General features: G+C 64.1%; 17 protein-coding genes and 1 pseudogene. 13 read left to right on the forward strand and 5 right to left on the reverse strand.

Annotated features, from left to right (window positions below; genetic code table 11):
- Positions 1–31 precede the first annotated feature (31 nt).
- The 5 genes and pseudogenes from AX724_RS23375 to aroQ all read right to left on the reverse strand — a co-directional run bounded on the left by AX724_RS23375 (position 32) and on the right by aroQ (position 7927).
- A complete protein-coding gene (locus AX724_RS23375; protein WP_197421564.1) occupies positions 32–4561 on the reverse strand; it encodes a heparin lyase I family protein in 4530 nt (1509 codons plus the stop codon).
- Positions 4562–4981: 420 nt separating this feature from the next.
- Positions 4982–6078 (reverse strand): annotated as a pseudogene (gene lldD, locus AX724_RS11955) (FMN-dependent L-lactate dehydrogenase LldD).
- Positions 6075–6359 carry a hypothetical protein gene (locus tag AX724_RS24960; protein WP_066766632.1) on the reverse strand — a complete coding sequence of 95 codons (285 nt, stop codon included), beginning with the start codon at positions 6357–6359 and terminating at the stop codon, positions 6075–6077. The pseudogene lldD and the gene AX724_RS24960 overlap by 4 nt, the downstream one beginning before the upstream one ends.
- Positions 6356–7213 carry a fumarylacetoacetate hydrolase family protein gene (locus tag AX724_RS11965; protein ID WP_066766634.1) on the reverse strand — a complete coding sequence of 286 codons (858 nt, stop codon included), beginning with the start codon at positions 7211–7213 and terminating at the stop codon, positions 6356–6358. Before AX724_RS11965 ends, AX724_RS24960 begins: the two co-directional genes overlap by 4 nt.
- A gap of 267 nt (positions 7214–7480) precedes the next feature.
- Positions 7481–7927 (reverse strand): type II 3-dehydroquinate dehydratase, encoded by a 447-nt coding sequence (gene aroQ / locus AX724_RS11970; protein WP_066766636.1) that lies wholly within the window; start codon positions 7925–7927, stop codon positions 7481–7483.
- 423 nt (positions 7928–8350) lie between these two features.
- Here aroQ and AX724_RS11980 point away from each other — a divergent pair, with 423 nt between their 5' ends.
- Genes AX724_RS11980 through uraH form a run of 13 tightly spaced genes read left to right on the forward strand, consistent with a single transcriptional unit; the run spans position 8351 to position 20657 of the window.
- Complete coding sequence (locus AX724_RS11980; RefSeq protein ID WP_066766639.1) at positions 8351–9331, forward strand: bile acid:sodium symporter family protein; 981 nt, start codon at positions 8351–8353, stop codon at positions 9329–9331.
- Position 9332: 1 nt separating this feature from the next.
- A complete protein-coding gene (locus AX724_RS23380) occupies positions 9333–9509 on the forward strand; it encodes an AtzG-like protein (protein WP_156448070.1) in 177 nt (58 codons plus the stop codon).
- Positions 9506–10846 carry an AtzE family amidohydrolase gene (locus tag AX724_RS11985; protein ID WP_066766640.1) on the forward strand — a complete coding sequence of 447 codons (1341 nt, stop codon included), beginning with the start codon at positions 9506–9508 and terminating at the stop codon, positions 10844–10846. Before AX724_RS23380 ends, AX724_RS11985 begins: the two co-directional genes overlap by 4 nt.
- Positions 10843–12213, forward strand: coding sequence for an NCS2 family permease (locus AX724_RS11990; protein WP_066766642.1), 1371 nt, complete (start codon positions 10843–10845; stop codon positions 12211–12213). Before AX724_RS11985 ends, AX724_RS11990 begins: the two co-directional genes overlap by 4 nt.
- Positions 12210–13136 (forward strand): 5'-methylthioadenosine/S-adenosylhomocysteine nucleosidase, encoded by a 927-nt coding sequence (locus tag AX724_RS11995; protein WP_066766645.1) that lies wholly within the window; start codon positions 12210–12212, stop codon positions 13134–13136. The genes AX724_RS11990 and AX724_RS11995 overlap by 4 nt, the downstream gene beginning before the upstream one ends.
- Positions 13136–14719: a gamma-glutamyltransferase family protein gene (locus tag AX724_RS12000; protein ID WP_066766650.1), complete on the forward strand. Its 1584-nt coding sequence runs from the start codon at positions 13136–13138 to the stop codon at positions 14717–14719. The genes AX724_RS11995 and AX724_RS12000 overlap by 1 nt, the downstream gene beginning before the upstream one ends.
- Positions 14713–16002 (forward strand): allantoate amidohydrolase, encoded by a 1290-nt coding sequence (locus tag AX724_RS12005; protein WP_066766653.1) that lies wholly within the window; start codon positions 14713–14715, stop codon positions 16000–16002. Before AX724_RS12000 ends, AX724_RS12005 begins: the two co-directional genes overlap by 7 nt.
- 43 nt (positions 16003–16045) lie before the next feature.
- On the forward strand, positions 16046–17227 hold the full coding sequence (locus AX724_RS12010) for a pyridoxal-phosphate-dependent aminotransferase family protein (protein ID WP_082733512.1): 1182 nt from the start codon (positions 16046–16048) through the stop codon (positions 17225–17227).
- Complete coding sequence (gene puuE, locus AX724_RS12015; protein ID WP_066766659.1) at positions 17224–18093, forward strand: allantoinase PuuE; 870 nt, start codon at positions 17224–17226, stop codon at positions 18091–18093. The genes AX724_RS12010 and puuE overlap by 4 nt, the downstream gene beginning before the upstream one ends.
- Positions 18090–18470 (forward strand): oxalurate catabolism protein HpxZ, encoded by a 381-nt coding sequence (gene hpxZ / locus AX724_RS12020; RefSeq protein WP_066766660.1) that lies wholly within the window; start codon positions 18090–18092, stop codon positions 18468–18470. Before puuE ends, hpxZ begins: the two co-directional genes overlap by 4 nt.
- Entirely contained in the window at positions 18467–18916 is a 450-nt protein-coding gene (gene uraD / locus AX724_RS12025; RefSeq protein ID WP_066766661.1) for a 2-oxo-4-hydroxy-4-carboxy-5-ureidoimidazoline decarboxylase, read from the forward strand. The genes hpxZ and uraD overlap by 4 nt, the downstream gene beginning before the upstream one ends.
- Positions 18913–20328, forward strand: a complete 1416-nt coding sequence (locus tag AX724_RS12030) for an FAD/NAD(P)-binding protein (protein ID WP_066766663.1) — start codon at positions 18913–18915, stop codon at positions 20326–20328. Before uraD ends, AX724_RS12030 begins: the two co-directional genes overlap by 4 nt.
- Complete coding sequence (gene uraH / locus AX724_RS12035) at positions 20325–20657, forward strand: hydroxyisourate hydrolase (protein ID WP_066766711.1); 333 nt, start codon at positions 20325–20327, stop codon at positions 20655–20657. The genes AX724_RS12030 and uraH overlap by 4 nt, the downstream gene beginning before the upstream one ends.
- Position 20658 lies beyond the last annotated feature (1 nt).

Raw genomic sequence — 20658 nt, forward strand, 5'->3', positions numbered from 1 at the left:
CGGCCCCTCATAATGCTGCTCTGTCCCGTACTTAGAGTATCAGGCTGTTCGCGCCAAGCGGCAGGCCATTCAGATTGTCGACCCGGATCACGAAGTCGACCACGCCGTCCCCGTTCAGATCGCCATGCAACTGGGCGAAATTGCCATTGTTCACGAACCAGACCGAATGGTCCATCGGCGTCGTCGGGCGATCGGCATAGTATGTCAGCGCCTGGCGACCGTGCATATCTGGATTGGCATCGAACTCGCTCAGGTCGATCTTGTCACCCTGCGTCACGGAAAAGTCCGCGATGCGCGTGGTGTTGCCGCCTTTCGAGCCAGCCTCGCCATAGCGGAAGACGAAGCGATCCGCACCCGCGCCGCCATAAAGCATGTCGTTCCCCGATCCGCCGATCAGAACGTCATTGCCATCGCCACCCATGAGAAGGTCATCGCCGGCACCCCCGATCAGGATATCATTGCCGCCATTGCCGACGAGCTTGTCATTGCCGTCGCCGCCCTCCAGCCGGTTCGCTGCATTGTTGCCTGTGATGAGATTATCGAGCGTGTTGCCGATGCCGTTGATGGCCCCGGCGGTGGACGCCAGCGTCAGATTCTCGACGTTAGCGGACAGGGCGTAGGACACATAGGCGGCGACCGTGTCGAGCCCGCCGTTCGCATATTCAGTCACCTGATCGTTCACATCATCAACGATGTAGCGATCGTCGCCATTACCCCCATAGAGGATGTCCGCGCCACGGCCGCCATTCAGCTGGTCGTTGCCGTCCCCTCCATAGAGGATGTCGTTGCCCATCCCGCCATCCAGGCTGTCGTCGCCCGCACCGCCAATGATGACGTTGTCGCGTTGGTTGCCGATCAGCGTGGCGTTCCCGCTTCCCGTGAAGGTCAGCTTTTCCAAGCCGTCGCCCAGCACATAATTGCGCAGGCCCGTCAGCACGGTATCGCCCCCGCTGCTGTCGACGATGTGATCGCCGGCATGATCGACATAATAGGTATCGTCGCCCGCGCCGCCGTCCATCCGGTCGGCCCCTGCGCCGCCATCGAGAATGTCGTTCCCGTTGCCGCCGACCAGATTGTCGTCGCCTGCTCCACCGAACAGGGATCCGCCATGATGATCGGAAAGCGACAGGGCTTCGTCCGCAGCGGTTCCAATGACCGAACGATGCAGAAGCGAACCGTCGATCGCCATCTGGTCGAGCGTCGTCACGCCATGCGCGTCGACAATCGACTGCTGTTCCAAAGTGCCGTCGGCGCGATATTGGTGCACCGTATCGACGCCATCGGGACCGATGGACCGGTCATATTGCACCGCGCCGTCCGGATAGTATCGGACCACCTTCACAAGCCGGCCATCGGCCGTGTACATGTCGATCTGCGATGCATAATCCTCTCCGTTGTGGGAGAAGCTCTGCACCTGACGCGCGACCGCGCCAGCAGCGGCCTTCGGGTTCTCGATGATCTCCTGCACCAGCGCGTTGCCGTCCATCACGCGCTCCACCATGAGCAGCTTGGTGCCGTGCGAGTCGTAGGTCGTGCGAATGAGGTTGGCCGGCGTCCCTGTGGTGACGACGAACTCGAACGCGCCGTTAATGGCCGACAGTGCTATCTGCTCGTTAGACAGGATGTCCCTCAGCTGGGCTTCCGACGTCAGGTTCAGCACCTGGCCGTCCGTCAGGACGACACCAGCCAGATTGGGCGCGGCATCGATCGCGGCGATGTTGGCGACGAAGTCCGCGGCAGTGCCGACGAACATCGACGCAGCGGTCGATGCCGGGGATGTCACGCCGGTCGCATGGACGGAAACGGCAGTGATATTATGCAGGCCAGAACCCATCGTCAGATCAAAGCTGAAATGCCCGTTGCCGTCGATCGTGGCGCTGCCCAGCAAGTTGCCGCCATCATAAATCTGCACACGGGCCGCGCCTGAAGCAGTGCCGGCAATGGTGGTCTGGGCATGGCCGTCCGACCCGATCGGCGCGCTTAGGGTGAGCGACGGCGCGTCTACATGAACGGGTTCCGGGGGCAAGGTCGGCGGCGCTTGATTGGCCGGGCTCGCGGGCAGATCAAGTTCGGCCGGCGTCACCGGATGCGTATCGACATGATGCACATTGTCGAGTCCGCCGATCGCGCCGAGCGTATCGTTGATCGCATGGAACCCGTCCTTGTCGACCGCTTCCGATAGAATAGGCTGCGAATGGGCGGCCTCGCCCCCCGACGTGATCACAGGCTGCGCTTTGGCGAAGTCGGGAAGACTGGTCGCGGTCGGGTAGCTGGTCGATACCAGTTTGCCGCTGGCATCGTAGCTGTTGAGGCGAATGGACGATGCCTGGCCTACGATGTTGAATTCGTAGATCTGTTTCGCGACCCCATCGACCGGCTTGGCGAAGGTCACCGTTTCGCGCATCAGCACGCCATTGGTGTAGGATTTGACGTCCGTGGACCCGTCTAGGGCGGTGATGGTGTCGCTGGTGATGGCGCCATTTGTCGCATAGCGCCGGATTTCGGTCGCTCCGTTCGACAGGGTGTAGCGGGCGTAATCGAGCGTATTGTCGCTATGGAAACGCTCTTCGGTTACGAGCGTCGATCCCGAATAGGCCTTGTACGTCCGGGCATAGCTCTGGCCGGAAACACCGTTGCTATAAATCTCCTTCGTGACGGGCCCGGACATGTGGGTGATCGTCTGGGACAGGAGCTGACCATCGGACCAGCTGTTATTTTCCGTCGACTTGTCAGCGAACGTCGTCGACGTGCTGACAAGTTTGCCGCCGGCATAGCCCTGGTTGACGGTGCGGCCGTCGGCCGTCGTGACCGTCAATTGGGCCAGCGAGCCGTCCACGCCGTAGAGGTGTGCAATCGTCGATCCGTCCGGGTTCATCTTCATGTCATATTGCAGCGAACCATCGGCATTGGTGCGCGTCGAATATACAATTTTGCCCGCCGCGTTCAGCGCCGTCCATGTCGCCACATAGGGCTGGCCAACGATGTTGGCCTGATACATCTCCATCGCGATCGGCCCGCTTGCGTGCTGGATCGAATAGGACTGCAACAGGCCTGCGACATTGAACTTCTCGGTCGTCTGGTCACCATTATCCAGCAGCCGGCTGCGGAAATCCAACGTCCCGTCCGCGTGGTAACGGACGCATTCCGTCATCTGGCCGGCGGCATTGAAGGCCTGATACTGTGTGACATAGGATTGGCCGGTCACATTGTAGGCGACCACTTCCTTCTGAACCCCGTCCGCGTTGGCGGTGACATAGTCCTTCGTCTGCCGGATCAGCACACCATTTTTGTAGGTGTCGTTGATGACCAGCGTCGGCTTGCCGTCCAAGTCGAGGAAGGTGGAATAGCGATTGTCGCCGGTGCCCGTGATCTGGAGGAAATTGGCCCCGCCGACCACCTTGGTCAGAGCATCCTTTGCATCGGCCATCAAGGTCGCCAGCTGCGACGTGGATGTGAGGGTGAAGGTACGCGTGTCCGTCAGAACGATCGCGCCAAGGCGATCCTGACCCGCTATGACGTCCATCCGCGCGAGGATGTCGGCCGATGTGCCGACCTGAACGGAAATGTCATCCGATGTCGCAGACATCTTGCCGTCGACTTCGGTGGCCGCCTTGAACATATGGCTACCTGCGGCGCTATCGACGATGAAAGTGAACGCACCATTGGCGTCAGCCTGCGTCGTGCCCACCAGCTTCGTGCCATCGTAAAGATGGACGGTGACGCCCGCTACGGCATGCCCGTTAAACACGCTTTCCGCGCCGGCGCCTTCCGCGCCGCTGCTTGCCAGGGCAAGCGTTGGCGCTTCTGCGGGAAGGGTATATTTGCCCGGCGCGGGGATCTTGACCATGTCGCCATGATCGATCTGCAGGTTGGAAAATTGCGCAGCGATGGTTTCGGGGGCTTCGTTGCGGTAGATGCCCTGCTTCCAGGCAAGGTCTCCGCCGAAATTATAGCCGACCCGTCCGCTATAATCGACGACCACCTTCCCATCGATCGCCACGACCACCCGGCCCGAACCGTCGTTGGCGACATTGGCATAAACGTCGAAATGATAATCACTGCCACGCGCGATGTCGGCGGAGTCCAACCATACACGCTGCTCAACCGTCTTGCCGCTGTCCGATTGATACCGAACCATCACGGAGAGCTTCTCGCCCACTAGCTCGATCGCGACGGGCGGCGGCGCCGCCATGCTGACGTCTGGCGGGAACTGAATTAGCTGGCTCACCAGCAGCCATTTGGCGGTGTTGGCTGCGCCCGGCTCCAGATTGAAGTCGAAGCTGGTGTGCAAATTCTGACCCAGCGCGATATGATCGGCCGCCGAAATCTCGGACCGCTCCTTGTGCGTGCCGACATCGATGCCCCAGCGGATTTCATCGCCGGCCCGCACTTCGAACCGCAAGGTATCTTCGTCGATCGCGCGCAACGCCCAGTCGTTCGCAGCGTTATAGGCGTAGCCACTTGCCGAATTCAGAACGTCAAATACTGAATTTCCCATGCCAAGCATGTAATAAACGGGATTGCCAGTACCCCAATCCAGCGAATCTACAATCTTTACCATCGGTCCTTGATCCAGATATAGACACAGCGACATGCTGTCTTTGATGGTGAAGATGACAGACAGGCTATTAAAAGCAGCTAAGAGTCGTGGTGTGCAAAAAATTGTTTCCTGTGCTTAACAAGGTGATAACCAGTATTTCCCTACTCTATATATAGGGTGCGGCGGCGGTTGGAGGTTCCAGGATCGGAAGTGGCGCGCTTTCAGGATCAGGATCGTTGGTGAACTGACACCCACGGGACCCTGATTCGTACCCCTTCGGCTTCAGTTCTCGCAAGGAAACGGAACGTAAGCGACATCCCCCCGTTCCCCACCCCGCACCGTCATGGAAACGACCATCTGTCTCGCTGCCGGCCGCACAAAGCGCAGGCGTCTTTCAAAATGCAGCCAATAACGACGAATTTTGCGTCAGCCCAAGGAACGCTATTGTTTGAGCTGACCGGCAAGGATCGTTTGGTCGATTTCGGCGATGGAGCGTACGCCCGTCAAAGCCATGGCGACCCGCATCTCGCTTTCCATGAGCGTGAGCAGTTGCGACACGCCTGCCTCTCCGCCGGCGGCAAGCGCGTATACGAACGCACGACCGATCAGCGCCATGTCCGCCCCCAGCGCCAGCATCCGCACGACGTCCAGTCCGGAGCGGATGCCCGAATCAACAAGGATGCTGATATCACCCTTCACCGCGTCGGCGATCGCCATGGTTTGACACCACAATCCCATCAGCGCCGAAACGAACCGCATCGCGTGCATCCTCTGGATCGAGTATCCCCTTGATCACCATCGACCCCTTCCAGAAATCCCGGATCCATTCGAGATCGCCAGGAAATCGACGGGTCGAAATTGGCCCCGAGCCAGCCAATATAATCCTCCAACGTCGTGGGCGTCCCCCGGTAAGCGGAAATATTGCCCAGATCGTGCGGCCGCCCCCAAAGCCCCACATCCCAGGCCCAGCGTGGATGGGTCACTGCCTGCATCATCCGGCGGAGACCTGCACGGGGCCCGGACATGCCGGAATGCGCGTCGCGATAGCGCGCGCCGGGTACGGGCATGTCGACGGTGAAGACCAACGTCGTCACTCCGGCGGCCTGTGCGCGTTCCAACGCGTCGCGCATGAACCCGCGATCTTTCAGCACATAGAGCTGGAACCAGATCGGCGCGCCAGAGGCAGCCTGCACCTCGCCGATTGCGCAGACCGACACAGTGGAAAGCGTGAAGGGCACGCCCTTTGCCGCTGCCGCGCGTGCGGCTTGCACTTCCCCGCGCCGCGCATACATTCCGGTGAGGCCAACAGGCGCGAGCGCGATCGGCAGCGTCATGCGGGTTCCGAACAGATCGGTCGTCAGATCGCAATCCGCCACGTTCCGTAACACCCGCTGGCGAAGCTCCACGTCCGCCAGATCTTCGACATTGCGCCGCAGCGTATGTTCGGCATAGGCGCCGCCGTCGATATAGTGGAAGAGGAACGGCGGCAGGCGCCGCCGGGCCGCTTCGCGAAAGTCCGTGGTGGCGGAAATGATCATGGCATTCCGCCTTCCCTGTTGCAGTAGCCGGTGGTTTCAGGCCGCCATGCCGTCAGCAGAGCCGATGATGGTCGGCATCCGTACGACGTGTGGAAGGTGGAGGCAGTCATGAGGTCGCGCTCCTCGCTGGTCATGAAGCAGACCATGGCGGCAGATTCCCTTACCGGGCGAAGGCTTCCCATCGACGGTTGCGCCAGGATCGGGGCCTCGAAGGTCGCTGGCGTCGCGCCGCCCGTGCTGACCGCAACGCGGCCTTCAAACCGGCCCGGCCATGTGGTCATTCAAGCACCGCATCGCCCAAATGACGCCATTCTACGACATTCTGCCGCTGCCTACCGAGCTTTGAGATGCCCAATTCCATGATGTCGCCGGGCTTGAGGAAGATCGCTTCGGGCTTCTTGCCTTCACCCACGCCCGGGGGGGTGCCGGTAATCATCAGGTCGCCGGGCTGAAGCGTCACATATTCGCTGACATAGGAAATGAGTTGCGCGACGGTGAAAATCATCGTCTTCGTGTTCCCGGTCTGCATCCGCGCGCCGTTGAGGTCGAGATACATGTCGAGATGCTGCGGATCGCCGACCTCGTCCGGCGTGACGAGCCAGGGGCCGACCGGGCAGAAAGTGTCATGGCCCTTGCCCTTGCTCCACTGAGTGCCGCGCTGCTTCTGGTTGAAGCGTTCCGACACATCGTTGACGAGGACATAGCCCGCCACTTTTGACAGCGCCTCGTCCTCGGTGACATAGCGGCAGGTCTCTCCTATGATGACGCCCAGTTCGACCTCCCAGTCGCTGTGCGTCGATCCCTTGGGCAACATGACGTCATCGTTTGGGCCGGTGAGCGCGGACAGCGCCTTCATGAACATCACCGGCTCGGTCGGGATCGGCAGGTTGGATTCGATCGCATGGTCCTCATAATTGAGGCCGATGGCGACGATCTTGCCGATGCCCTTCACTGGCACGCCGAGGCGCGGCGTACCCTCCACCGCGGGCAAGCTGGCGACATCCACGCTTGTGGCGGTGGCAAGCGCCTCGACCGTCAGTTCAGGGACGATCGCGGACAGGTCGCGGATATGGCCTTCGCTGTCGATGATACCGGGCTTTTCCTGGCCAGGATGGCCGAAACGGCAGAATCTCATGGGACTTGCTCTTTCTATGGCAGTCAGGGGGTGGAGGACGGTGGAGCGGGATATTGCGATTGCGATCGACGCAGAAGCCCAGCACGTCGAGCGCGGTGACATTCAAAGCTCGGACAAATCTGATCTCTGGTTAGGTCACGACCGGCACGAACTCAACTCCCTGAACCGGACGACTTCCTGCAGCCTCGCCAGTGAACTGCCTCCGGTCTCGCGCAACGCGTTGCGCGCACCGTACGACAGTCTACGAATGTGCGTGCGACAAGGGCCCTACGCCCCGTCGCGGATCAGCTTGCCGACGTGGCGCAGCGCCAATTGATAGCCATGCGTGCCGAAGCCAGCCATGACAGCGTCGGCACGGCCCGACACATAGCTGTGATGGCGAAACACATCGCGCTTGTGGACGTTCGAGATGTGGATTTCAACGACATGCCCTTCAAACGCGTTCAGCGCGTCGAGTATCGCGACAGAGGTGTGAGTGAAGGCAGCCGGATTGATGACAATGGCCGCCGCACGCTCGCGCGCTTCGTGGATCCAGTCGATGATCTGGAATTCAGCATTCGACTGGAGAAAGCGGAGTTGCAGCCCCTCGCTATTCGCCACTTCGCAACAGTCGCGTTCGACATCGGAGAGGGTTTCGCTACCGTAAATTTCGGGTTCCCGCTTGCCAAGCAGGTTAAGGTTGGGCCCGTTAATCACATAGACGAGAACGCTCATTTTCTACTCCGATTGTCGTCGACCCGCCCGCCAGACAGACCATATTCCGCGAAATCGCGGCTAGTGACTGTTAGAATGCCCGATTTGGTCCGCCCCGGATCGTCGACCCGGCCTGAAACGCCCCCAATCAAATCCTCGTCTCTCGCCTTGCCGTGGTCGAGGCGGCAGCGTGGGCCAAGACGAACAGGCTAGTCAACTCTCATCCTGTGGAAGTGCGTCTGCATCCCTTCTGATTGACCTGGCCGTCGACCGTACGGCGGTTGATCGCCCATACCAGCCGGAGCAATTCCGTTTCGAGGGGAAACAGACGATCTCGGCGACCCGAAGATTCGGCAGCGTGCATGGCGAGCGCTATTTTTTGCAACGATCCGTGCCGATCATTGCGTTGGATCGATAGGGGCGAAACAGGCATCAGGATCACGCATGCGCGCTATCCGCTTTATTCCTTCCGTTGACCCGTTCCTGCTGTTCCTGATCGCGACGGTTGCAGCGGCCTCGTTCCTGCCGGTTCGGGGCGCTGCGGCGGCATGGGTCGGGCTGATCGCCGATCTGGCGATCGCGCTCCTGTTCTTCCTGCACGGCGCAAAGCTGTCACGCGAGGCTATCGTGCAGGGTATCGGCAGCTGGCGGCTGCATCTGCTGGTATTCGGATCGACCTATCTGCTGTTTCCAGCGATCGGCCTGGCCGTAGTCGACCTGTCGGGCGGGTGGGTCGATCCGCTGCTGCTGTCGGGCCTGCTCTATCTGACGCTGCTGCCTTCGACGGTACAGTCGTCGATCGCCTTTACGGCAATCGCCGGCGGCAATGTTGCAGCGGCGGTGTGCAGCGCTTCGCTTTCCAACCTGATCGGCATCGTGCTGACGCCGCTGCTGGTCAGCCTTGCGATGACGACCAGCGGCAGCGGCGTACAGATGAGCTGGCATTCGATCGAAGCCATCCTGTTGCAACTGCTGCTGCCCTTCGTCGCGGGTCATTTGCTGCGTCCGTTGATCGGCACTTTCGTGGCCCGCAACAAGGCTGTCCTGCAGATCGTGGATCGCGGATCGATCCTGCTGGTCGTCTATTCCGCCTTCAGCGCTGCGGTGGTGAACGGCATCTGGCTGATATTGGGATGGCGGGACATGGCGGCGCTGCTGGTGCTGAGTGCCCTCATCCTGGCGATCGTCATGGGGGCCAACCTGCTGGCCGCAAGGATGCTTAAACTGCCGCGCGAGGACGCAATCGTCCTGCTGTTCTGCGGCTCGAAGAAAAGCCTGGTATCGGGCGTACCAATGGCAGGTGCATTGTTCGCGCCGGCCAGCGTCGGCATGATCGTGCTGCCCCTGATGATCTTCCACCAGTTGCAACTGTTCGTCTGCGCCATGCTGGCCGCGCGCTATCGTCGCCAGATGGAGGCAGGCTGACATGGCCGAAACGCCCCCGCCCGCCATTCCGCTGACCGACGAAGATGTCTTCGCGGCGGCGGCGACGCTCGATCTGCCGATCCTTGCAGCCTGCATGCCGGGCGTACTCGCCAATCTGGCGCTGCTTGACCGGCACGCCCGTACGCTGTTGACGGAAAGGGGCGCGGAATGCGAATGACCTCCGTCACCGCCATTGCCGATGCGGTCCGATCCGGCGCAGTAACGGCCGTCGCTGTGCTGGAACAGTGCCTGTCCGGGCTGGACCGGGAAGGGGGAAGGCTGGTCGCCGTCACCCGCCTCCTCGCCGAGCGGGCACGCAAGGAGGCGGAGGCAGTGGACGCGATCGTGGCCAGGGGCGGCGATCCGGGACCACTCGCCGGCGTGCCCTATGGTGTCAAGGATCTGTTCGATGTGGAGGGGCTGCCCACGACGGCAGGCTCCAGCCTCTACGCCGGCACGCCGCCCGCGACCGCCGATGCCGAAGCGATCACGATGCTGCGGGCGGCCGGGGCGGTGCTGGTCGCGACGCTCAACATGGACGAGTTCGCCTATGGTTTCGCGACGATCAACGCACACCATGGCACGACCCGCAATCCCCATGACCGGGAACGGCTGGCGGGCGGATCGTCCGGCGGATCGGCGGCCATCGTTGCCGCCGGCTTGCTGCCCTTCTCGCTTGGTTCCGACACCAACGGATCGGTGCGGGTTCCCGCCAGCCTCACCGGCACCTACGGCCTGAAACCGACCCATGGCGGGCTGCCCATGGGCGGCGTCTTCCCCTTCGCCCGCAGTTTCGACGATGTCGGACCTTTCACTTTGTCAGTCCAGGACATGCAATGCGTGTGGCGCGCGCTGACGGGCAAGCAGCCCTCCTCCAATACCCAGGCGCTCCGCATCGCGCGGCTGGGTGGGCGGTTTCGCGAGAATGCCGATCCCGACCAGATCGAGGCGATCGACAAGATCGCGCCCGGCGCACCGCTGATCGAATTGCCCGATATCGGCGCGGCACGGTCTGCGGCGTTTCTGATCACCGCGGCGGAGGGCGGGGCGTTGCACCGCGCTGCGCTGGCCCGCGATCCGATGGCGTTCGATCCCGCGACCCGCGACCGCCTGATCGCCGGTGCCCTGCTGCCGCCTGAACTCTACGAGGCCGCACAGGACTTCAAGAAGCACTATCGCCAACGGATAAGTGCGCTGATCGCTGATCATGACGTCCTGCTGGCGCCGGCAACGCCCTGTGTCGCGCCGTTGATCGCCGATCCCCGCATCCTCATCGACGGAGCCTGGTCTCCGGCCCGCGCGGACCTGGGCATCCACAGTCAGCCGATCAGCTTCACCGGCCTCCCCTCCCTGTGCGTGCCGCTCAACCGGCCCGGCCAGTTGCCGATCGGCATCCAGTTAATCGGCAAGGCGGGCGAGGAAGCCACTTTATTCCGCCTCGCCGCAATGCTGGAAGAAGAGGGGCAGATCGGCGTAACATTGCCGACGGGCTTGTTTCAGGGGGATCCAATATGACCGATGCCGTTTCGTTGGACGCGGCGGCGACATCGCCGCCGGCGGCCAGCCGTCTGGACCGCTATTTCGCCCTGACGGAGCGCGGCACGACCGCCCGTACCGAGATATTGGCAGGCATCACCACCTTCCTCACCATGGCCTATATCGTTCTGGTCAACCCATCGATCCTGAGCGCGGCGGGGATGCCGGTCGCCTCGGTCGCGGCGGCGACCTGCTTTGCAGCCGCCTTCGCTTCCATTTTGATGGGCATGGTCGCAAACACGCCGCTGGCGCTGGCGCCGGGGATGGGGCTCAACGCCTATTTCGCCTTCACTGTCGTTGGTCAGATGGGGGTGCCCTGGCCCGTGGCGCTGGGCTGCGTGTTCATTTCGGGCGTGGCCTTCCTCATCCTGACGCTGACCGGGGTGCGGCAGATGATCGTGGCGGTGATCCCGCCCTATCTGTTCGCGGCGGTAGCGGGGGGTATTGGCCTGTTCATCGGTTTCATCGGCCTCAAAAATGCCGGCATCATCGCCGCCAATCCCGCGACCTTCGTGGCGCTGGGCAACCTCAAGGCGCCGGGCGCCGCTCTGGCCTTGCTTGGCTTGGCGGTAATCGGCGCGCTCAGCGTCTGGAATGTGCGCGGCGCAATGCTATTCGGGATCGTCGGCACGACCATTATCGGCTGGCTGACGGGGCAGGTGACGGTCAACCCCGAACCCTATGACCTATCCGCGCTGACCGGCACGGCGTTCAAGCTCGACCTGCCCGGCGTGTTCGGCCTGACCGGGTCGCACGGCATCGGCCTCATCGAAATCCTGTTCGTCTTCCTGTTCGTCGACCTGTTCGACAATATCGGCACGCTGGTCGCCGTCACCAAACGCGCGGGGCTGATCGACGCGGCGGGCCGCATCCCCGGCCTCAACCGCATCCTGATGACCGATGCGGTCGCGACCATGGTGGGGTCGATTGCGGGCACCAGCACGGTCACCTCCTATGTCGAGAGCGCAGCGGGCGTGCAGGCCGGCGGACGCACGGGCCTCACCGCCGTGGTAACCGGCATCTTGTTTCTGGCGACGATGTTCGTCGCCCCTTACGCGCAGATCGTTCCGCTGGCGGCGACCGCGCCGGCCCTGATCATCGTCGGCGGGCTGATGCTGCTGCCGCTGACGGAGATCGAATGGGAAGACCCGATGGCGGCGATCCCCGCCTTCCTCACCGTGGCGATGATCCCGCTCACCTTCTCCATCGCGAACGGCTTGGCCTTCGGCATCACCGCCCATGCGGCGCTGAAGCTGATCCGCGGCCGCGCGACGCGGACCGACTGGTTCCTGTTCCTCCTCGCCGGGCTGTTCGTCGTCCGCTTCGTCTGGATGTCCGCCGCATGATCCGCTTTCTGGCTCTTGCCTTTCTGTCCTTCTTCGCCGCACCCGCTTTCGCGCAGAAGCTGGACGAGACGCCCCGCACGGTGGTGATGACCGCCTACCGGCCGGAATGGAATGCGCTGGTCGCCCATGTAGAGCAGCCGCAAGAGCACAGGATCAACGGCATGACGCTGCTGACCGGCACGATGTCGGGCAAGCCCGTCATCCTGATGATGAGCGGCGTGTCGATGGTGAACGCGGCGATGAACAGCCAGATCGTCATCGACCGTTTCGCCGTGAAGCGCATCGTCTTTTCGGGCATCGCCGGCGGTGTCGATCCGGCGCTGTCGATCGGTGACGTGATCGTGGCGGACAACTGGGGGCAATATCTGGAGGCGAGCTTCGCCCGGCGCACCAGAACCGGCTATGTCCCGCCCGAAAATGCCGGGCCGGACGCGCCCGCCAACTGGAACTTCATCTTTCCGCGCGGCACCAGCGTCGGCAACGAGGCAACGCCGGCAAAGCGCGTCTTCCGCTTGCCCGTCGATCCATCGTTGCTGGATCTGGCCCGGAAAATCGCGCCGCAGGTCCAGTTGGAGCGCTGCGTTCCGCCTCATCCCGAAGCATTGCCCGGTTCCGCGCTCTGCCTGCCGAAATCGCCGAAGATCGTCGTCGGCGGCACCGGCGTATCGGCCGGCATCTTCGCCGACAACGCGGCCTTTCGCCAATATCTGCACCGGGCTTGGGGCGCGCGCCTACTGGACATGGAAAGCGCGGCGGTTGCCCAGGTCGCCTATGCCAATCGCGTGCCGGCCATCTTCTTCCGCAGCCTCTCCGACCTAGCCGGCGGCGATGCCACCAAGAATATGGAGGATACATTCGAGCATCTGGCGTCGGTGAACAGCGCGCATGTCGTGCGCGCCTATATCGCGGCCTTGCCGGACTGATGGCGATGCAAACCGTTTCCGGCCGGCACGGCATGACGACCGCGCCTCATTATCTTGCCGCAGAGGCCGGGCGCGAGGTGCTGCGCGACGGCGGTAACGCGGTGGAAGCCTGTGTCGCGATCGCGGCGACGCTGGCTGTCGTCTACCCGCATATGACCGGGATAGGCGGCGACGGCTTCTGGCTCATCGCCGAGCCGGACGGCCGCGTGCGCGGCATCCATGGCTGCGGCGGCGCAGCGATGAAGGCCGATCTGTCGCTCTACGCGGGGATGAACGCTGTGCCGACGCGCGGCCCGCTGGCGGCCAATACGGTTGCAGGAACCATATCCGGCTGGGAGGCGGCACTGGTGGGCAGCGGCGGGACGATGCCGCTCGACCGCCTGCTACGCGACGCCATCGCCCATGCCAGGGCGGGCATAGCTGTGACGAAGGGCGGCGCCGGCATCGCAGCAGCCAAGGGCGGGGAACTGCGCGCGCAGCCGGGGGCGTATCGCGCGATCTTTGAGCCGGGAGGCCGGCCTTTGATTGAAGGCGACATACTGAAACAGCCTGCCCTAGCTGACACCCTGGAACGGCTGGCGGCCGATGGCCTGGCGGGTTTCTACACCGGCGCTCTGGCCGCCGACATTGTCGCCGATCTGGAAGCGCTGGGCAGCCCGGTCTCCGCTGCCGATCTTGCTGCACATGACGCCTTCCTCGCGACGCCGCTTAAAACCCGGATCAGCGGCGCGACCCTTTATAACAGCGCGCCGCCGACGCAGGGCTTCGCCTCGCTCCTGATCCTCGCCCTGTTCGATCGGCTGAAGGCCGGGAGCGCCGACGGCTTCGATCATGTGCATGGCCTGATCGAGGCGACCAAGCAGGCTTTCCTGCTGCGCGACGCCCATGTCGGTGACCCCGCCTTCCACGATTATGACTATCAGGGGCTGCTGGACGATCCGGGCGCGCTCGACAGTCTGGCCGCGAAGATCGATCCGGCCCACGCCTTGTCATGGCCGCCGCCGCCGCAATGGGGCGACACCTGCTGGTTCGCGGCGGCGGACGGCGAGGGGCGCGTCGTCAGCTGCATCCAGTCGACCTATTTCGAGTTCGGCTCGGGCGTCGTGCTGCCGCGGACCGGCATCACCTGGCAGAACAGAGGCTCCAGCTTTCGCCTCGCGCCGGGCGGCTGGAACGCGCTCAAGCCCGGTCGCAAGCCCTTCCACACCCTCAACCCCGCGCTTGCCAGGTTCGACGACGGCCGCGTCATGGCCTATGGCACTATGGGTGGCGAAGGGCAGCCGCAGACGCAGGCGGCGCTCTTCACTCGCTACGCCCGCTTCGCGGTCGACCTGCAACAGGCGATCAGCGCGCCCCGCTGGCTGCTTGGCCGTACCTGGGGCGAGGAGAGCACCACGCTGAAACTGGAAGATGGTTTCGATGAGCGGCTCTATTCTGATCTCGCCATCGCGGGTCATGATGTCGAGCGCGTCGGGCCGCTGACCGCGACCATGGGTCATGCCGGCGCGATCGTGCGGCATTCCGATGGAAGGCTGGACGGTGCAACGGATCCGCGCAGCGACGGCGCGGTGGCGGCATGGTGAGTGGTGGCGTACGGGCAGTGGCGCGCTGTGACGCGCTGGGCGTCGCGCCCTATAGCGACATGGAGGGCGGGCTGTTCCGGGCCTATCTGACCCCGGCCTATGCGGCAGCGCAAGGCGCGCTGGCCGGCTGGATGGAGGAAGCAGGCATGAGCGTCCGGGTCGATCCGGCCGCCAATCTCATCGGACGGTATGAGGGGCTGATCGCCGATGCGCCGCCGCTGCTGATCGGCAGCCATCTGGACAGCGTGAAGGATGGGGGGCGCTATGACGGGCCGCTCGGCATCATGCTTGGCGTGGAAGCGGTGGATGCACTGCACCGGGCGGGAAAGCGGATGCCATTCCCGGTCGAGGTCATCGCCTTCGGTGACGAAGAAGGATCGCGCTTTCCCGCCGCCATGCTGACCAGCCGCGCGGTGGCGGGCGTGCTGGAGGCAGAAGCGCTGGATGTGGTGGACGGCGATGGGGTGCCGTTGGAAGATGCCCTTTCCCTCCATCGTGATGCCAGTGAAGGCTGGCATCTCTCTTCCCCTGCCATGTCCGCCTTCGCTGGCATGACGCGATTTCTGGAGGCGCGCCGAGCCGCACCGCTCGCCTATCTCGAAGCGCATATCGAGCAAGGCCCGGTTCTCGAGGCGGAGGGGCTGGCCGTCGGCACCGTCACAGGCATCGCTGCGCAGTTGCGCTACCAGGCGGTCGTCACCGGCCAGGCCAACCATGCCGGCACCACCACTATGACGCTGCGCCGCGACGCGCTGGCGGGCGCCGCGGAGATGCTGCTGGCGATCGAACGAATCGCGAAGAATGACGCTTCCGATCTCGTCGCCACGGTCGGCCGGATCGAGGTGCTGCCGGCTGCGTCCAATGTCATCCCCGGCGAAGCGCGCTTCACTATTGATATCCGCTCCGGCGATCCCGCCCGCCGCGACCGCGCCGCCGGGCAGATCCTCGCCGCACTTGAAGGCATCGCCCGTGCGCGCGGGCTGACGCTCTCGGTCGATCTCATCCACGACCTGCCGGCCAGCCCCAGCGCGACCGAACTCATGGACATGATGGACGCGGCGATAGCCGACGCCGGCCAGCCGCCCTTTCGCCTCGTGTCCGGAGCGGGGCATGACGCGATGGTCATGGCTGCGCTTTGTCCGACCGGCATGCTGTTCATCCGGTGCAGGGACGGCGTCAGCCACAATCCTGCCGAACATGTCGATCCCGCTGACGCCGAAATCGCGCTACAGGTGATGCTGGGCTTCATCGATCGACTGGGAGGTTCTTTTGCCGCTGCCTGACCCGACGTTCTTCGGCGACATCGACCCGCCGCAGCGCCTGCTGATGGGGCCGGGGCCGGTCAACGCGCATCCCCGCGTGCTGCGCGCCATGTCCGCGGACCTTCTTGGTCAGTTCGATCCCGAAATGACCGGTTATATGAACCAGGTCATGGCGCTCTATCGCCCGATCTTCGGCACCGACAATCGGTGGACCATGCTGATCGATGGCACCGCGCGCGCGGCAATAGAGGCGTCGCTCATCAGTCTCGTCACCCCCGGCGACACCGTGCTGGTGGTCAATTTCGGCCGCTTCGGGCTGCTGCTTCAGGAGATATTGGCGCGGATCGGCGCGATCGTCGTAACCGTGGATGCCCCCTGGGGCGAAACGGTGCCGTTGGACGCCATCGCCGCCGCAGTCGAACGGGTGGGGCCGAAGATCGTCGCGACCGTGCACGGCGATACCTCAACCACGATGGCGCAGCCGCTCGATGGCGTGGGCGAACTTGCCCACGCCGCCGGCGCGCTGCTCTATGTCGATGCGACCGCCACCATCGGCGGCATGGAAATGGCGAGCGACCGCTGGGGCGCGGATATCGTGACGGGCGGGCTTCAGAAATGCCTCGGCGGCCCTTCCGGCTCGGCACCGATCACTATTTCGGACCGCGCCGCAGACCATATCTTCAACCGCCGCCACGTCGAAGCCGGCATAAGGGCGGCAGGGACGATGGACGGCGCGGGGGCGCGCATCGGGTCCAACTATTTCGATCTCGCCATGATCATGGACTATTGGAGCGAAAAGCGCCTCAACCACCATACCGAGGCGACGTCGATGCTCTACGCCGCGCGGGAATGTGCCCGGATCATGCTGGGGGAAGGTCTGGAGGCACGCTGTGCCCGTCATGCGCGCGCCGGCCGCGCGGTGACGGCGGGGCTGCGCGCCATGGGGCTGACCGTCTTTGGCGACGATGCCCATCGCATGACCAATGTGACCGGGGTTTATATCCCGGCCGACGTCGATGGGGAACGCATCCGCACGATGATGCGCGAGGCGTTCGAGATCGAGATCGGCACGGCGTTCGGTCCGCTCGCCGGCAAGATTTGGCGGATCGGCGCGATGGGCTACAATGCCGCCCGGCACAAAGCGCTGATCACGCTCGGCGCGCTGGAAGCCTGCCTGCGCCGCGAGGGGCACAGTCTGCCGGCGGGCGCGGCAGTGGACGCCGCCATGGAGGCGTGGGAGGGATGAGCCGCGACCTCATCGGCTTTGGCGCCAGTCCGCCCGATCCGCGCTGGCCCGGCGGCGCGCGGGTCGCCGTGCAATTCGTGATCAATTATGAGGAAGGCGCGGAAAATTCGGTTCTAAACGGCGACGCGCGGTCGGAAGCCTTCCTGTCCGAAATGGTCGGCGCGGCCAGCCACCCGGATCGGGCGATGGCGATGGAAAGCCTCTACGAATATGGCAGCCGCGCCGGCTTCTGGCGGCTGCACCGGCTGTTCACCGACCGGGAACTGCCGGTAACCGTCTTCGGCGTGGCGAGCGCGATGGCGATGAACCCGGAAGCGGTCGAGGCGATGCTGCGCGCCGATTGGGAGATCGCGAGCCATGGATTTCGGTGGATCGACTATCAATATGTGCCAGAGGATGTGGAGCGGGAGCATATCGCGCAGGCGATCGCCCTCCATAAGCAGCTGACCGGCGCGCGCCCGCTGGGTTGGTATCAGGGGCGCACATCACCCAACACCGCGCGGCTGGTGCGTGAGGAGGGCGGCTTCCTCTACGACGCGGACAGCTATGCCGATGACCTGCCCTATTACAGCCAGGGCCAGTTGATCGTCCCCTACACGCTCGACGCCAACGACATGAAGATGGTGGCCTATAACGGCTTTACCGAAGGCGAGCAGTTTTTCCGCTATCTGCGCGACACGTTCGACCAGTTGCGCGAGGAAGGCGGGCGAATGATGTCGGTCGGCCTGCATGGTCGCATCGCTGGACGCCCCGCCCGCGCCCGCGCCCTTGCCCGCTTCCTCGACCACGTCATCACCAGCGGTGACGCCTGGGTCGCGCGCCGCATCGATATCGCCCGCCACTGGATGGAGGTCCACCCTTTATGACTATCGACGATCCGATCCTGCTGAAGGAAATCACGGCCGCTTTCCAAGAATATGAGCGCGCGCTGATGGAGGATGATATTCCAGCGATGGACGCCCTGTTCCACGACGCGCCCACGACCAACCGCTACGGCGTGGGCGAAGTGCTTTATGGCATCGAAGAGATACGCGAATTTCGCAAAGGCCGCGGCGGATCGCCACAGCGCCGCTTGGGCAGGGTGGCGATCACGGTCTATGGCGATTCCTTCGCCACGGCGGATGCCGAATTCTTTCGGGAGAATAGCGATCGGCGCGGTCGCCAGACCCAGAGCTGGGTCAAGTTCGCGGACGGTTGGAAAGTGGTGTCCGCCCATGTGTCCCTGGAAGGGAACACGCATTGACGGCTTTGTTCGAACATAGTCCCTGGGTCGAGGCGCGCGCCGATGCGCTGCCTTCGTCCGGTGACCGCCACGCCGATCTGATGGCGGTCCTGTCTGCGGCGACCCCTGACGAGCAGTTGGCGTTGATCCGCGCGCACCCGGAACTGGCGGGCAAGGCGGCAATCGACCGGACCCTGACCGATGCCTCCGCGGCCGAACAGGCCTCCGCCGGGCTGGATCGACTCACGCCGGAGGAGTTTGCGCGTTTCCACGACCTCAATGCCGCCTATCGTGACCGCTTCGGCTTTCCCTTCATCATCTGCGTGCGGCTGACCGACAAGGCGGGGATTTTGGCGGCGATGGAAAACCGCCTGTCCAACGATCGCGACACCGAAATCGCGACTGCGCTCACGCAGATCGGGGAGATCGTGCGACTCCGGCTGATGGACAGGGAGGCGCAGGAATGACCGGCCTAGCCGCGCTGGAAGCGGAGCTTGCCCGCCAGCTTTCGCTGATCGGCTTTGGCGGCGCGGACTGGACGCGGCCGCGCGTCCATGCGGAGGGCCATGTCCATGACGTGGTCATCGTCGGCGGCGGGCAGAGCGGCCTCGCCGCGGCCTTCGGCCTGATGCGCGAGCGCGTGTCCAATATCCTCGTCATCGACGAAGGCCCGGCGGGCTACGAAGGCCCCTGGGACACCTATGCACGGATGATCACGCTGCGAACGCCCAAGGATCTGAACCCGATCGATTTCGGCATCCCGGCCCTCACCTACCGTGCCTGGTGGGAAGCGCAGCATGGCCCGGCCGGCTGGGAAGCCGTGGACAAGATCGCGCGCGGCGACTGGATGGACTATTTGCGCTGGTATCGGCGCGTACTGGGCCTGCCCGTCCGCAACAACACGCGCCTCACCGCGATCGAGCCGATCGGAGATGGCCTCCACAGACTGCTTGTCGAAGGGGAGGCCCCGCTGCTCGCGCGCAAGGTCGTGCTGGCGACCGGCATCCAGGGCGGCGGCGAATGGCACACGCCGGCCATGGTCAAGAACGCCCTGCCCCGGCATCTCTACGCTCATACCAGCGAGCCGGTCGACTATGCCGCGCTGGCCGGCAAGAGCGTCGGCATATTGGGCGGCGGCGCGTCGGCATTCGACAACGCCAATGCCGCGCTGACGCTGGGCGTGGCGCAAGCGCATGTCTTCATCCGGCGCAAGCTGCTGCCGCGCATCAACCCGATCCGCTTCATGGAGCGCGTCGGCTTCACCGGCCGCTACCCGGCGCTGTCGGACGCGGAAAAATATGCGGTGATGGCGAGCTTCCTCGGCCATAACCAGCCGCCGACCAACGACACGTTCGAGCGCGCGGCGCGCTGGCCGGGTTTCGGCCTGCATCTGGGATCGCCCTGGACGGGGGTAGAGCATGTCGATGGCAAGGTGCGGGTGACGACGCCGCACGCGACGCATGATTTCGATTTCGTGGTTCTTTCGACCGGCCTCATCAGCGATCCCGGCCTGCGCCCCGAGCTTGCCGCCCTGTCGCCGCATATCGCCCGCTGGGCCGACCGCTTCACGCCGGCGGGCGACGCCAACGCGTTGATCGACGCGCATCCGTATCTCGGCCCCGGCTTCGAGTTGCTGCCGCGCACGTCCGAAGGCGAAGCCCTTCTGCACGGTTTGTTCGCCTTCAATTACTCCGCGCTCATCAGCCTCGGCCTTTCCGCCTCGGCGCTTTCGGGACTCCAGACCGCCTTGCCGCGTCTGGTGCGTGGGGTCACCGACCAGCTCTTCCTCGACGACCGGGACGCGCTGATCGCCGACCTCCTCGCCTATGACGAGGCCGAATTCGTCGGCGAATGGCCGCGCAGGGAGGCGGCGGCATGAGCAGCCTGTCCACCCATGTTCTCGACACCGCGCATGGCTGTCCGGCGGCGGGCATCGCCCTGCGGCTGCTCGGCGGGGGCGGCGCGCTACTTTTCAGCGGCGTGACCGATGCCGACGGCCGCTGTCCCGGCCTGCCCGCGCTCGGCCCCGGCCGCTATGCGCTCAGTTTCTCGGTTGCCGACTATTTCCGCGCGCGTGGCGTCGATCTGCCCGATCCGCCCTTCCTCGACCTCGTGACGATCGACTTTGGCATCGCCGATGAGGACGGGCACTATCATGTGCCGCTGCTCGTCTCGCCCTTCGCCTACTCCACCTACAGGGGGAGCTGAC

Source organism: Sphingobium sp. CCH11-B1, assembly GCF_001556865.1.
GTDB lineage: Bacteria > Pseudomonadota > Alphaproteobacteria > Sphingomonadales > Sphingomonadaceae > Sphingobium.

What these genes read in the sequence shown, in the direction of transcription:
- AX724_RS23375 (WP_197421564.1), bottom strand. Translation starts at nt 4,561, where the DNA reads ATGGTAAAGATTGTAGATTCGCTGGATTGGGGTACTGGCAATCCCGTT.
- AX724_RS24960 (WP_066766632.1), bottom strand. Translation starts at nt 6,359, where the DNA reads ATGACCACATGGCCGGGCCGGTTTGAAGGCCGCGTTGCGGTCAGCACG.
- AX724_RS11965 (WP_066766634.1), bottom strand. Translation starts at nt 7,213, where the DNA reads ATGAGATTCTGCCGTTTCGGCCATCCTGGCCAGGAAAAGCCCGGTATC.
- aroQ (WP_066766636.1), bottom strand. Translation starts at nt 7,927, where the DNA reads ATGAGCGTTCTCGTCTATGTGATTAACGGGCCCAACCTTAACCTGCTT.
- AX724_RS11980 (WP_066766639.1), top strand. Translation starts at nt 8,351, where the DNA reads ATGCGCGCTATCCGCTTTATTCCTTCCGTTGACCCGTTCCTGCTGTTC.
- AX724_RS23380 (WP_156448070.1), top strand. Translation starts at nt 9,333, where the DNA reads ATGGCCGAAACGCCCCCGCCCGCCATTCCGCTGACCGACGAAGATGTC.
- AX724_RS11985 (WP_066766640.1), top strand. Translation starts at nt 9,506, where the DNA reads ATGACCTCCGTCACCGCCATTGCCGATGCGGTCCGATCCGGCGCAGTA.
- AX724_RS11990 (WP_066766642.1), top strand. Translation starts at nt 10,843, where the DNA reads ATGACCGATGCCGTTTCGTTGGACGCGGCGGCGACATCGCCGCCGGCG.
- AX724_RS11995 (WP_066766645.1), top strand. Translation starts at nt 12,210, where the DNA reads ATGATCCGCTTTCTGGCTCTTGCCTTTCTGTCCTTCTTCGCCGCACCC.
- AX724_RS12000 (WP_066766650.1), top strand. Translation starts at nt 13,136, where the DNA reads ATGGCGATGCAAACCGTTTCCGGCCGGCACGGCATGACGACCGCGCCT.
- AX724_RS12005 (WP_066766653.1), top strand. Translation starts at nt 14,713, where the DNA reads ATGGTGAGTGGTGGCGTACGGGCAGTGGCGCGCTGTGACGCGCTGGGC.
- AX724_RS12010 (WP_082733512.1), top strand. Translation starts at nt 16,046, where the DNA reads ATGGGGCCGGGGCCGGTCAACGCGCATCCCCGCGTGCTGCGCGCCATG.
- puuE (WP_066766659.1), top strand. Translation starts at nt 17,224, where the DNA reads ATGAGCCGCGACCTCATCGGCTTTGGCGCCAGTCCGCCCGATCCGCGC.
- hpxZ (WP_066766660.1), top strand. Translation starts at nt 18,090, where the DNA reads ATGACTATCGACGATCCGATCCTGCTGAAGGAAATCACGGCCGCTTTC.
- AX724_RS12030 (WP_066766663.1), top strand. Translation starts at nt 18,913, where the DNA reads ATGACCGGCCTAGCCGCGCTGGAAGCGGAGCTTGCCCGCCAGCTTTCG.
- uraH (WP_066766711.1), top strand. Translation starts at nt 20,325, where the DNA reads ATGAGCAGCCTGTCCACCCATGTTCTCGACACCGCGCATGGCTGTCCG.